The sequence below is a fragment of the Stenotrophomonas sp. GQ19 genome (assembly GCF_059758695.1).
Genome location: NZ_JCAXES010000001.1, coordinates 72,554 through 85,525, shown reverse-complemented (window position 1 = coordinate 85,525; position 12,972 = coordinate 72,554). Strand labels below are relative to the sequence as shown.

Annotated in this window: 11 protein-coding genes and 1 pseudogene; 2 read left to right on the top strand and 10 right to left on the bottom strand. The window is 60.7% G+C overall.

The window, feature by feature from the left end; translation table 11 throughout:
* The first annotated feature begins 167 nt into the window (after nucleotides 1-167).
* Nucleotides 168-1,166: a transcriptional regulator FtrA gene (gene ftrA / locus AC6CHL_RS00370; protein WP_498292747.1), complete on the top strand. Its 999-nt coding sequence runs from the start codon at nucleotides 168-170 to the stop codon at nucleotides 1,164-1,166.
* Nucleotides 1,167-1,178: 12 nt separating this feature from the next.
* Here ftrA and AC6CHL_RS00365 read toward each other — a convergent pair whose 3' ends face one another.
* The 6 genes from AC6CHL_RS00365 to AC6CHL_RS00340 all read right to left on the bottom strand — a co-directional run bounded on the left by AC6CHL_RS00365 (nucleotide 1,179) and on the right by AC6CHL_RS00340 (nucleotide 6,117).
* Nucleotides 1,179-1,694, bottom strand: coding sequence for a hypothetical protein (locus AC6CHL_RS00365; protein WP_498292745.1), 516 nt, complete (start codon nucleotides 1,692-1,694; stop codon nucleotides 1,179-1,181).
* Nucleotides 1,695-1,832: 138 nt separating this feature from the next.
* On the bottom strand, nucleotides 1,833-2,420 hold the full coding sequence (locus tag AC6CHL_RS00360) for a TetR/AcrR family transcriptional regulator (protein WP_498292743.1): 588 nt from the start codon (nucleotides 2,418-2,420) through the stop codon (nucleotides 1,833-1,835).
* Nucleotides 2,421-2,643: 223 nt separating this feature from the next.
* Complete coding sequence (locus tag AC6CHL_RS00355; protein ID WP_498292741.1) at nucleotides 2,644-3,351, bottom strand: hypothetical protein; 708 nt, start codon at nucleotides 3,349-3,351, stop codon at nucleotides 2,644-2,646.
* Between the two features lie 119 nt (nucleotides 3,352-3,470).
* Complete coding sequence (locus AC6CHL_RS00350; RefSeq protein WP_498292739.1) at nucleotides 3,471-4,109, bottom strand: hypothetical protein; 639 nt, start codon at nucleotides 4,107-4,109, stop codon at nucleotides 3,471-3,473.
* 195 nt (nucleotides 4,110-4,304) lie between these two features.
* On the bottom strand, nucleotides 4,305-5,087 hold the full coding sequence (locus AC6CHL_RS00345; protein WP_498292738.1) for a 3-hydroxybutyrate dehydrogenase: 783 nt from the start codon (nucleotides 5,085-5,087) through the stop codon (nucleotides 4,305-4,307).
* Nucleotides 5,088-5,277: 190 nt separating this feature from the next.
* Nucleotides 5,278-6,117, bottom strand: coding sequence for a type 1 glutamine amidotransferase domain-containing protein (locus tag AC6CHL_RS00340; protein WP_498292736.1), 840 nt, complete (start codon nucleotides 6,115-6,117; stop codon nucleotides 5,278-5,280).
* A gap of 96 nt (nucleotides 6,118-6,213) precedes the next feature.
* Here AC6CHL_RS00340 and AC6CHL_RS00335 point away from each other — a divergent pair, with 96 nt between their 5' ends.
* The gene (locus tag AC6CHL_RS00335) at nucleotides 6,214-7,137 is read left to right on the top strand and encodes a LysR family transcriptional regulator (RefSeq protein ID WP_498292735.1); all 924 of its coding nucleotides are present in this window, start codon (nucleotides 6,214-6,216) and stop codon (nucleotides 7,135-7,137) included.
* Nucleotides 7,138-8,047: 910 nt separating this feature from the next.
* On the opposite strand, the pseudogene AC6CHL_RS00330 reads toward AC6CHL_RS00335, so the two are convergent.
* The 4 genes and pseudogenes from AC6CHL_RS00330 to AC6CHL_RS00315 all read right to left on the bottom strand — a co-directional run.
* Nucleotides 8,048-8,659: pseudogene (locus tag AC6CHL_RS00330) on the bottom strand (IS3 family transposase); the annotation flags it as partial.
* A 313-nt stretch (nucleotides 8,660-8,972) separates the two neighbouring features.
* Nucleotides 8,973-10,580: a type I restriction-modification system subunit M gene (locus tag AC6CHL_RS00325; RefSeq protein WP_498292734.1), complete on the bottom strand. Its 1,608-nt coding sequence runs from the start codon at nucleotides 10,578-10,580 to the stop codon at nucleotides 8,973-8,975.
* A complete protein-coding gene (locus tag AC6CHL_RS00320) occupies nucleotides 10,577-11,593 on the bottom strand; it encodes an AAA family ATPase (RefSeq protein WP_498292733.1) in 1,017 nt (338 codons plus the stop codon). Before AC6CHL_RS00320 ends, AC6CHL_RS00325 begins: the two co-directional genes overlap by 4 nt.
* Before the next feature lie 119 nt (nucleotides 11,594-11,712).
* Nucleotides 11,713-12,966 (bottom strand): restriction endonuclease subunit S, encoded by a 1,254-nt coding sequence (locus tag AC6CHL_RS00315; RefSeq protein WP_498292731.1) that lies wholly within the window; start codon nucleotides 12,964-12,966, stop codon nucleotides 11,713-11,715.
* Between the last annotated feature and the right edge of the window lie 6 nt (nucleotides 12,967-12,972).

The window sequence follows — 12,972 nt, the reverse complement described above, 5'->3', positions numbered from 1 at the left end:
CATGCCCGTTCGGCATGACCTTAGACGCCGACCCCGCGCACACGCCCTGCGTGGATGAGTCCATCGCCGGGCGTCGATGCGCGACATCGGCAGCCATATATCCCGATGTCATGACGTCATTAGCGCCCCGCCCTGCGTGGCAGCGCCCACCCCGCTAGCATCAAACGATGCCCTCCCCTCATGACCCGCACACACCGCCCACCGTCGCCATTGCGGCCTGCCACGGCCAGGGCCTGTTCGAATTCGGCTGTGCCGTCGGCCTGTTCGCCCCCATCCGCCCCGAGCTGGACGTGGCCTGGTACACCACCCAGGTGTGCGCCGCCGAACCGGGACCGCTGCGTATGCTCGGCGGCACCCAGGTGCAGCTGCCTTACGGACTGGAGGCGCTGGAGCACGCCGACACCATCGTGGTGCCCGGCTGGCGTGATCCTGCCGAGCGGCCGCCGCAGGTATTGCTGGATGCGCTCATCCGCGCCCACCAGCGCGGCGCGCGCATCACCTCGATCTGTTCGGGCGCCTTCGTGTTGGCGTGGGCCGGCCTGCTCGACGGCCGCAGCGCCACCACCCACTGGCGGCTCACCGACACCCTCGCCCGCGAATTTCCCAACGTGCGCGTGCGCGAGAACGCGCTGTACGTCGACGAGGGCAGCATCATCACCTCGGCCGGTTCGGCCACCGGCATGGACATGATGCTGCACCTGGTGCGCAAGGATTACGGCGCGCGCGTGGCCAACCTGGTGGCCGAGCGGCTGGTGCTGGCACCGTGGCGCGACGCCGAGCGCAGCCAGCGCGTGGTGCGCTCAATACCGGTGGGTGAACCCACCCGGCTTGCCCGGCTGATGGAATGGCTGCGCCGCAACCTGCGCGAGGAACACTCGCTCAAGAGCCTGTCCGAACAGGCCGCCCTCAGCCAACGCACGCTGCAGCGCCAGTTCCTCGACGCGACCGGGTTGTCACCGATCGACTGGCTGATCCGCGAGCGCGTGGCCTACGCGCGCGAGCTGCTGGAAACCACCGACCGCCCGCTGCATTGGGTGGCCGAGCAGGCCGGGTTTGGTTCGCAGGAATCGTTCCGGCGTCATTTCCGCGGGCAGACCGCGCTCAGCCCGGCGACCTATCGCGACCGGCACCGGGAAGCGACCACGGCGCGCGGGCCTGGCTGCTGACCGGCGACTGCCTCATCCGGCGCGCTGCAACTGGCGTGCGCCGTGCGACTGCGCACGGATATGCCAGCACTGCAGCGCGAAGCCGATCACGAACAGCACCAGCCACACCAGCAACGTGCCCTGCACCACTGGCGCCAACGGTGCCTGCGCCAGTGGGTGTGCGGGAGGCAGGCGGGTCAGGGTTTCATTGGTGCCCGGCACCAGCGACAGCAGGAACGTGAAGGACAGCGCTAAGGTGGCCAGGTAGGGCCTGAGCCGGCCCAGGAAGCCCAGCCGAGGCACCAGCACGCCACCGAAGGCGATCAGCAGGATGACGACGCCGAAGGCGTGCCCGGGATTGAGGCCGCCCGTGCTGGAGACGGTGAACGAGGTGACCACCGACAGTACCAGTCCCAGCAGATACAGCTTGCCGGAGCGCGTGGCCGGGTCGATGGCCCGATGCCGGATGAAGCCGTAGATGCCGGCCACCAGGGGAACCAGGCTGAGCGCCGTATGGAGGGCGCCGAGGAGCGAAAGCGGATGACTCATGGAAAGCCTCAGGAGCTAGGTGGCGATGGTTGCTGCCGGGTGATCGGGAACATCGGAGGAAACACGGACCTACTAGTAGGTAGGCAAATGAAGCAAATAAAAGGAAACGACACGAAATGGGTCGTTCCCCGCTAAAAATCAGGCCGTCTTGACCAGCCGGGCTATCGAAAGCTGGCCCAGGGTATGGAAGGTATGCGGATCGCCAAAGCCACGCGCGGCCAGCATCGCCCCATGCACCGAGGCCATGAAGGCCCGCGCCTCGTCGGCGGCCGGTCCCTGCAGGCAAAGCTGCCCAGTGGCGGCCCCCTTCTGCAGCACGGCGGTCAGCCAGGAGGTGAGGTCATCGAAGTGCCCCCGCACCTCCTCCACGATCTGCGCCGGCAGCAGCGGCAGCTCGGCGGCAAGCATGGCGCAGATGCAGAACGACGAGGTTCCGCCGCGGATGCAGGTGGACCAATAGTCCACATACGCGTTGAGCTCCTTCAGCGGGTCGTCCAACTGGCGGTCCAGCACGGCCAGCCCCTCACGCGCCTCGGCGCGATACAGCGCCACCACCACCTGCACCAGCTCGGCCTTGCTGGGAAAATGGTGGTGGATGCTGGCCTTGCTGATGTTCACCCGCACGGCGATGTCGGCGTAGCTGAAACCGTTGTAGCCGCCCGCCTCCAGCAGGGTGCGGGCGTGGCTGACGATTTCGGCGGCTTTGGGGGAGAGTCCGTCTTTCATGAACTCACCCTACTAGTAGGTAGACTAACAGTCAAGTGGTGCCCCGGACATGCATCGAGGCGTCCGCTGACCACAGGGTGCCGCGCTGCGCGGGAGGTGCCCCATTGGCATGGCCGCCCACGCGGCAACGCGGTCGCATACGACAAGGGCGCCTCTCGACGCCCTTGTGCCTTCAACGCATTACCCTCGCTCGCCCGCCGACATCGAGAAGAAGCGTCTGCCGCTAACGACGCCGCTCATACTCGCGCTCGGGCATCGGCGTGACGATAAAGGAGCGCATCACGCTTGCGGCCAGTTCACGCAGCTGCGCATCTGCCACGCGATCCGAGCTGACCCAACGCATGCCGATGTATCCGTCGGCGCGCTGTTCCCCTCTCGGGTACGGATCGCCCCAGATGCAACTCTCGAAGCGATCGTCGTTGAACTCAAACTGCCTGCAGCCGATCAATACCGAATCACGGCTCTTTTCGGGGCCGCTCTGCAGCATCCGATCCATCCCCATGCGGGTTTCAGGGGCGGAGAGCTTTTGTGGCCAGCCAAGTTGGCCGGCACTTTCTTCCTGCATCTTCCTGGGCTGGAACGAATCGATGTTGCCATCGGTGCAACCCACCCACCCTTCGTAGCTGGATGCCTGCGGAGCCACCATCCGCCATTGGTTGGGACCGGTAGGCTCGAGTGTCCATCCCTTCGGGATGTCCAACTGCAGGTTGGAACACACCACACGCCCCTCGGGTACCAGCCGGGTAGCTGTCGCCGGTACGTCCATCTCGGCAGCACAGCCCACCGACGCCATTCCCAGCACGGCAACCAAGAGTGTGCGCAGGAACTTCGCGATCGAAAACCGGCGGCCATAGTGAGTGCCTGCGCCCTCCGCACGGGAATGTCCGACACCATGGGTGGCCTTGGGGTGCTGCCGTACAACGATACTCATGTCCGCCTCCGTGCATATCGATGCGGCCGTTTGATACAGCCCATCCTCGAGCTCAGTTTACGTGTAGGTCGCGCGCATGCCGACGAAGCGGGATTGTGCGGGTCGCACTCCCGCGCTCCCTAGGTCATTGCACCCTTTGTGGGGTGGAGGCCATCGCTATGGAGCTCCCCCAGCCGGAACAGGTCGCCCGAATCGAAGCCCACGACCACGCCCACCGGCTCCACCGCACCCAGCAACTGATGAATACGTCCATCCAGCGAAGCCCGGAGCAGCAACGTTGCGAACGCCAACGCAAACACTATGTGGCCGGGCGTACCCAGTCCGGCGACCTCGTCCGCGTTGCAGATCACGCCGGCCGCTTTCAAGGTCGCCGAGCCGAGGTACGCCTTGTCGGGATAGTGGCTGGGGTTGCGCCACAACCACTCGCAGGCCTTGTCCTCCGGTTCGTAGTGACTCAACAGACCGAAATACAGGTCCGCGAATTCCACGCGGTCGCGGGTGGCACGTTCGCCAAGCCCGAAGTAGATCGCGCGCACCGGGAAGGGGCACGGTGCCCGCCGCAGCACACGGGTGAGCCACTTGTCCATGCCGGCACTGTCTACCGAACAATCAAGTTCCTTCAGCGCCGCCCAGGACGGGTGCGGGATGCGCTGGTCGCCCCAGGCCAACACCGTCTGCATGGACTGATTGACGTCCGTTGAGGCGCGCACCTCAGCAGCCAACAGGCGGTAGAAGGCGCCGTAATCCAGCTCTGACATCGTGCTTCCTTGCAGGTACGGTTGGAACCGCGAACTGTAGCGCCTGACGGCGGAATTCGATAAGGCAGCATCGTCACCTCGGCAGGTTCTGCCACCGGCATGGGCAGAATGCTGCGCATGGTGCATGGATCACGGCACGCGGGTAGCAAGCCTGGCGGCGCTGCCGATGCTGCAGCGGCGGGCACAGCCGGCCAGTCAGCGGGCTGTCCAGCCACCATCCATCGGAAGTGCCGTGCCGGTAATCTGAGCAGCGGCGTCCGAGGCCAGGAAGACCACCATTTCCCCGAGCTGCTCGGGCGTCACAAACTGCAGCGAGGGCTGTTTTTCGGCCAGCAGTGCGCGCGCGGCGGACTCCTTATCCGTTCCCTCCCGTTCCGCCAACGCGGTGATCTGCTGCTCGACCAGCGGCGTTCGCACCCAACCGGGGCAGATGGCATTGGCCGTGATGCCCGTGCCCGCGTTCTCCAGTGCCGTCACTTTGGTGAATCCCACCACGCCATGCTTCGCCGCCACATAGGCAGACTTGTTCACCGACGCAACCAGTCCATGCACCGACGCGATGTTGATCACGCGGCCGGATCCCTGCTGCTTCATGTAGGGCAAGGCGGCCGCCGTTGCATGGAACACCGCCGATAGATTCAGCGCGAGGATTGCATCCCACTTTTCCACGGGAAACTCCTCGATCGAAGCGGTGTGCTGGATGCCCGCATTGTTCACCAGGATGTCGATGCACCCCATCTTCTCAACGGCTTGGGCAATCATTTCCCGCACCGCCTCACCACGGGAAAGGTCGGCGCCATCATGCGCCACCCTTACGCCAAACTCGGTCTCCAGGCGGGAACGGATTCTCTCGATCTCCACCGCATCGCCAAATCCATTCAGCACGATATTGGCGCCTTTCCGCGCGAGCGCAGTGGCAATGCCAAGACCGATACCGCTGGTGGAGCCAGTAACCACCGCGACTTTTCCAGTGAACATGGGCGAGATTCCATCGGGCGTGGGCGGTCAGTGTAGCCGCCGGGATGCCCATCAGCGCAGGCCGCCACCGTGACCTCTTGCCGCCGACGGCCATGAAGGCGTCCGGGATAACGCGCCTCACCAACTGGCGGAGATCCCGCACAGTTCGCGAGGAATTCTCCGCAAGCACACGCGCTCAGAACGAACCGGCTTACTTCAACCGCTCAACCAGCCGCTGCCCCACCTCCAACGCCGAAGCCGGGTTCTGCCCGGTAATCAGCTCGCGGTCTGCCACCACGTGGGCGGTCCACGGCGTGGAATTGCTGCTGAACCTCGCACCCGCCCGCTGCAGCGCGGTCTGCGGGTAGAACTTCATATCACCGCCGCCCAGCAGTGGCTTGGCCTGCTCTTCTTCCTGGTTGCTGATCACGGTCATCTGGTAGCCACTGTAGATCCATTTCGGCGTGCTCGGCATGGCAGCGGCTTCCAGCGCCGCCACAAAACCCTGGGCATCGGGCAGCGTGGACAGCAGCGCGATCGGCCCGTGGCAGACCAGCGCGGTGGTCTTGTTGCGCAGATGGAAATCGGCCAGCAACCGGCCCAGCGCCGGGCTCTTCAGCAGGTCCTGCATCGGCGCGTGTCCACCGGGAATGTAGACCGCATCGAACTGCGCGTAACCCTGCTGCTCGACGCGCGCCAGGCTCAGCACAGGTGACGCCGTCGGCGAGGTCAAGGCCAGTTTTTCCAGCAGATCCTTATGCGCCTTCAACTGCGCGGCATCGTCGCCGAAGTAGGCCGGCGTCACCGATGACGCATCCACCGTAGGCGCCCGCCCCTGCGGCGTGGCGAAGGTCACTTCGTGGCCCGCATCCAACAGCAGCTTGACCGGCTGCATCAGTTCGTTGAGATAGAAGCCGGTGGTCAGCACCTTGCCGTCCTTCAGGTCCAGGTGGTTCTCGTCGGACAACACCACCAGCACGTTGGCGGCATGGGCGCCGGTAGCGGCCAGGGTCAGGGCCAGTGCTGCGGCCAGCCGGGTCATCAGGTTCATGGGGAGCTCGTTTCGGGGAATGGCCGCCACTTTATTCATCGCCCCAGCGGCGATAAATTGGCCTTCCCGCAAAACATCTGTTCCCCGGAGCGCCAAATGAGCCGCAAGTTCGACTACCTGGGCGATGTGGAGGTGTTCCTGGCGGTGGTAGAGCACGGCTCTTTCACCGCCGCTGCGGTGGCCCTGTCCACCACGCCCTCGGTGCTGAGCCGGGCGGTCACCCGCCTGGAAGCGCGGCTGGGCCGGCAGCTGCTGCAGCGGACCACCCGCCGCGTGGGCCTGACCGGCGCCGGGCGGCTCTATCTGGAACAGGTGCGCACCGCCTTCGGCCTGCTGGACGATGCCGAACGCGACGTGCAGGGCCAGGACGGCGCGCTGGCCGGCCGCGTGCGCCTGAGCGTGCCGACCACCTATGGCCATTACCGCCTGCCGCCCGTGCTGGCGCGCTTTGCGCAGCAGTACCCACAGGTGCAGGTGGAACTGAACATCACCAACCGCAACGTGGACCTGGTGGCTGAAGGCTTCGACCTGGCCATCCGCCTGGGCCAGCTGCCGGACAGCGGGCTGGTGGCGCGCAAGCTGGAAGACGCCCCGCTGCTGCTGGTGGCCGCGCCGGACTACCTGCAGCGCCGCGGTACGCCGCAAACGCTGGAGGACCTGCAGGAGCACCTGTGCCTGCCCTTCGTGATGCCGCGTACCGGGCGGTTGGCGCCGTGGGTGTTCCGCGACGGCGGGCGCGACGTGGACTGGCTGCCGCGTTCGTCCATCGAGACCTCCGACGATGTGCTGGGCGTGGTGTCGCTGGCCGAACAGGGCATCGGCATCTGCCAGACCTATGAGTTCATCGTGCGTGAGCGGATGCTGCGCGGGCAGCTGGTGGAAGTGCTGCCGCAGCTGCGTGGGCGCTCAAGGCCGTTCTCGGTGATCTATGCGCCGCATCGGCGGCAGTCGGCGGCGGCGCGAGCGATGGTTGACTTGCTGGTGGAAAATGCAGAAGTGGTTGAGGACGGCGTCGGCTAACGATGCGATGCCTTCCCCGCGTGAGTTCATCGCCCTTTCGCACACAAGATAGATAGGAAGTCTACGATTGTGACCTATCGTTGATGCATCTATATGTACGCACTTTCCAGCTGCGTGTGGCTCGATATGCAGGGGAATGTTTGGAACTAGCCGCCCATCTTGAGCCACATCACGATGGTTGAATGTTAGAAGGACATCGTAACGCTTTAATGAATCGCGCTTTACCTTTCCGTAGCGGAAGTGGTAACCCTTTCCATCGTGGCTCTCAATTTCTATGCCCGTTCCGGCGCTAGGAATGCCTATGAATGCCAGTACATGCGGGATTTCAGACGGAGATGCGATAAGCTGCCGAGAGACAACTGCCAAAGCTTCATTGTAGATGGGAATTACCTCTTGCTCTTCTTCGTCAAAGAGCCAGTCGATTGAACCTTCTTTCTCGCTAACCGCGCTAAACGGTTCACCTTCAAGCAGCGCCAATCTGCTATTAATAAAACTCAGCCTCTGCCGCACAGCATCAATGCTAGGCGCCTCCGAATCGCGCCAATAGTGGTAGTGATGCCAATCTGGCCAATCGCGGTGGCGACTCAACGAAAACCAGATATCGTCAATCGCGTCTAAAGTACTTTTGAGAACTATAGGTCGAGACATATTATTTTCTTATGCGATCCGACTACCTAGTAGGCGACCCATTGGGTACCGTTATACGATTTCCACAGTGCACTGAAAAGCGCCTTGCGCCCTTGGCACGGCATGATCTTAGGGCCGATGGTTCCGGCTAACAAGCTGACGTAAAACCAAACCCAGAGGCGGGCTGAAGATCGCACCCAGCTCTAACCGATTGGCGGACGGATGTCCGCTTTGGGTCGAAACGGCGACGGCGACGCCCCCCCATCCTGAGTAGTGGACGGGTTTAGAGTCCGGTGCTGATGTTATCCCTCTTGCCAGGCAACCGCGCGGCGTACTGGGCAGGCGTCAGCCCGCCAAGTGCTCGTTTAGGCCTTTCTTCGTTGTAGTCACGCCACCAGCTTTCGATGCCGGTTCTGGCATGGAGCAATGTCGGGAACCAATGCTCGTTCAGACATTCATCGCGTAGCCGCCCGTTGAAGGACTCAACGTAATCGTTTTGGTTCGGCTTGACCGGCTCGATCAGGCGCAGAGCAATTCCTTTCTCGTTAGCCCACGCCACCATCGCTTTGCCGCAAAACTCCTTGCCGTTGTCCGTCCTGATCACTTGCGGCAAACCGCGCTGAACGGCCAATCTGTCCAGCACCCTGGCAACGCCCTGCCCGGAAATGGCTCGTTCGACCTCGATGGCCACGGCCTCGTGGGTGGCGTCGTCAACGATAGTCAGGCACTTGATTACTCGACCTTCTGCGGTGCGGTCGAACACGAGATCCATCGACCACACCTGATTGGCGGCGGACGGGCGCAGCAAGGGCTGACGCTCACCGACAGGCACCTTCTTGCGCTTCCTGCGACGCACCTGCAGGCCCGCTTCCTGATACAGGCGCTCCACGCGCTTGCCCACGTGGAAAGCAACAAGGTGCGGGCGGCATGCAACAAGGCGTTGCTGCTGGATCAGAGAAGGACGCTGTTGCAGGACTGGGCGGACTATCTGAGTGAGGCGGAGGGCAGCGCCACGGCATCGGGAAGATTTGGGCGGGTGTCGCGGAATTAATGGACAGGGGTGGCCCTTTCCTTTTCTGGGTAGGGCCTTTATCCCTTGGATACCGTTCGCCTGCAGTTTTCTTTTGTCGAGAGGCTGATGCGGGAAATAGGGTGGTGAAGTAAAAAATAGGGTAATTTGTATTGGATTACCCCATTTGGGGGATCGCCTAGGGCAATAAAGGCAATCCCAGTTCAGCCAGATACTGATTGTGTCGCTTCTTGGCTTCGATAATCTTCTGTTCGGCGGCGAGCAGGTTGGCATGCACCACCGCCAAGTCGATCTCTTCCTCGGCCTCAGCCGTGCTCACGTAGCGCGAGATGTTCAGGTTGAAATCGTTCTTCTCGATTTCTTCCATGCTCACGCGGCGCGAATAGCGCTGCTCTTCCTTGCGGTACTGGTAGGTGTCGATGATTTTGTTGATGTGCTCGGACTGGAGCACGTTCTGCCGCTTGGCCTTGTCGTACTCCCCTGCAGCATTGATGAACAGCACGTCGTCCGGCTTCTTGCACTTCTTCAGCACAAGGATGCACACCGGGATGCCGGTGGAGAAGAACAGGTTGGCGGGCAGGCCAATCACCGTGTCGATGTGCCCATCCTTGAGCAGCTTGGTGCGGATGCGGGCCTCGGCGCCGCCACGGAACAACACCCCGTGCGGCAGGATGATGGCCATCACGCCGTCCTGCTTCAGGAAGTGGAAGCCATGCAGCAGGAACGCGAAGTCCGCCGCCGACTTGGGCGCCAGGCCATAGTTCTTGAAGCGCATGTCCTCGCTGAGCGATTCCGAGGGCTCCCAGCGATAGCTGAATGGCGGGTTGGCCACCACTGCATCGAACTTTGGCATCTTGGCCGGGTTGGTCTCCCGCAGGGCATCCCACTCGTTGAGCAGGGTGTCGCCGTGGAAGATATCGAACTCTGAATCCTTCACCCCGTGCAGCAGCATGTTCATGCGCGCCAAGTTGTAGGTGGTGATGTTTTTCTCTTGCCCATAGATCTTGCCGATGCCGTGCGGCCCCATCCGGTGACGCACATTCAGCAGCAGCGAGCCAGACCCACAGGCAAAGTCCAGCACGCTGTCCAAGTGCGAGCGTTGGCCCGTGGCGGGCTCCTGCCCGTCCAGCGTGACGATGGCTGACAGGATGCTGGAAATGGGCTGCGGGGTGTAGAACTCGCCCGCCTTTTTGCCCGAGCCTGCTGCGAACTGGCTGATCAGATACTCATAGGCATCGCCCAGCGTGTCGCTGTCGGTCGAGAACTGGCTCAGCCCGTTCGCGATCTCCTTGATGATCTTACACAGCTGAGCATTGCGCTCGGCGTAGGTCTTGCCAAGCTTGTCCGAGGCGAGGTTGATCTCGGAGAACAAACCCCGAAAGGTGCTGGCGAATGATTCCGTCTCGATGTAGCCCAGGCCCCTCTGCAGCGTCTTAAGCAGCTCACCATCCTGGGTGCGCGCCATCTCGGCGATGTTGCCCCACAGGTACTGCGGCTCGATCACGTAGTGCACCTTGCGGCGCATCTGCTTTTCGAATTCTTTGACATCGCCTTCGTTGGCCTGGTACCAAAGCTGCAGCGGCGTAGTGGCTGAACCGTCGATCTGCTTCGGGTAGTCCTGGCCCAGCTCTTTTTTGGCAGCGGCCTCGTAGTTGTCCGAGAGGTAGCGCAGGAACAGGAAGGCGAGCATGTAGTCGCGAAAGTCATCCGCGTTCATGGCGCCACGCAGCTGGTCTGCAATCGCCCAAAGGGTCTTGCCCAGTTTTTGCTTTTCGAAATCGGTCATGGTGTACCTGCTAGCCCAGCAGCCGGTGCAAGCTGGGGGAATAAATCGGGGTTGAACGGGTAGCGATTCAGGAAGCCATCAAGAATCGTCTTGAAGTGCTCCTTGTTCTCTTCTCCCATCGGCACAGGTTCGAACAAGGAATAGTCGCCGTGACTCAGGATGTTGATGAGCCGGGCATGCAACACACCTTCCGGGTCGTCCGCATCGTCGGTCGGGATGCAGGCCGAGAACTTCGAGAAGCCATGGAAACTCGCTGATTTCTCCAGCACCGAGCGCAGCATGTTGAAGTGGTAGGTGTACAGCTCGCCCGAATGAGCAGCCTGGTACAGGTCCGTCAGTACCGCCACATGGTGGAAGAACGGAGTCGCCCCGGTGTAGGCCAGGTTGTATGAGCCGTCCGTTTTGGATCGAGACAAGAAGTGCGCCGAGACTTTCTTCGACTTGCGCGCATCCAGTTCGTTGTGCATCACGTTGAAGAACAGCGGATGGTGCGACGAGATGACGACCTTCAGCGGGTTGTCTGCCTTGTTCAATAGCTGCGCCAAGTGGTTGCCCACGGAGACGGCGTTGTGCTCATCGAGCGACGAAATCGGATCGTCGATGTAGACGTACTTCACCCAGCGGTAGGCCTCGATCTCCGGGTCCATCGCCAGCCGCATGACGGCGAGGAAGAAGCACCAGACGAAGAGGTTCTCTTCGCCGCGCGACACCTTGATGTTGTCGATGACCTCCCCGTTCACCGTGCGCGAGAACCGCACCGCCCATTCCTGGGCGTCGATGCGGAAGTCAAAGTCCGCGTAACGCTGCAGCAGCGGCCGGATGCGGTTGTCCATCTCCAATTCGGCCAAGCCGGAGAAGAAGCGCGAGTCGGCGTTCAGCGTCAACTTGCGGTCGCTGTCCCCCTCCAGGTCGTTGTCCCAGTGAAAGAGATCTTCGGTGAAGGCATTGAAGTAGAGGGTGTCACGTACATCATCGTCAGCGCCACCCTGTTTGCCGATATCCTTAAACGCCATGGACAGGCGTGTTTTTCCCGTACCGTTGTAGGCATATAAAATAATTACGTTCTTGTTTTCTAGTTCTTTTCGGAGGTGGGCGGAAACTTCGATTATTCCCGCAAAAGATTTAGAATTTCTCATTCTGAAGCCCGAGTTCCTACAAAGAATAGACTCTGCAGTAAAGACTTTTTGTGAGTTCTCAATGCCTTCACTTTCTTGCTTTGCACGTTGAGGACCTCATCAAGAGACATTAACGAATCCGCAATCTTATTCTGCTCTTCGATGGGTGGACAGTGCAATTGTATCTTGGAAAAGTCATCAAAATACAATCGGAGCCTGTCCTCCGTTAGTCCTCGAGAATGTGCCGTCAAGACTTGCATTGTCTCTGGCAGTTTCAAGAGGTAATAAAAGAAATTTGGATTTATGTCTCGAGGGACAAGGACTACATAGGCAGGGCTGACCATACAATCCTCCGGCGCAACACCGAGAGCACCTTGCCACATGCGCATCATGTTATAGACAATATCGCCCTTTTTTACAGCTTTGTTCCCGCTGGAATCGGCGAGGTCATCAATTTTTCGGTCTAGCGATGATCGAGGAACCATGCCTTCAGTCATTGTGACGGAATAAATCGGGAGATTTGAATTTCCTCGGTCAACCCGATTGCTAAAAATCTCCGCTGCCGGTCGCTTAGCCCACGGGGCAGTCTCGCGGAACTCCGGAAACCTCAAGCTTGGGGTCGCTAACCCCTTGCTAGGGAATAGGCTCTGCAGGAGAGCTCTCTTGAATTCCTTAAGGGATTCAAGTCTTTCGCTCTCCAGGCTGATCAACTCTTCGGCTGAAGATATGAATGCAGCCAGGCAATCTTGTTTTTCAGCCGCTTTTGGGAAAGGTATTCTTCCAGAAAGAAACGTGCTGTTTGAAATTTGAATTGTGTTTTTTGCGCCCTTCTTGGCCAGCGGTTCAAGAAACTTTATTGATCGGGATGGGGATTCAAAAAAGCTTTCAACAATTAAGCCAATGCTTGCGCTCTGTGGGCGAAAAACTCCGTACAGTGGCGACAGGATTACATCTTTTTTTGTTTTGTTTTGCTTGACTATGCCGAATGGAAAGCTTCCGGTGGGGCTTTTTGTGTAAACTACATCATGATCGTGCGCTAAATTATATTTTCCGGTATCCGAGGTGGCGTAACTCCGGCCGAGGTGCTCCCTTTGATTTATTATCCCCTTCTGCACTGAAACAGAGTGGACTTCGCAATTTCCGTCGTCTTTCTCGCCGTGCTCTAGCAAAACCTCGTGCAGAGGCCTTACGGCCCATTCGCTGGGAAACGAAAAAAGTGAGTGAATATGAGCGGTTGTCAATCGCATGGGTTTTTGATCGCTATTTTTCATTGTTGA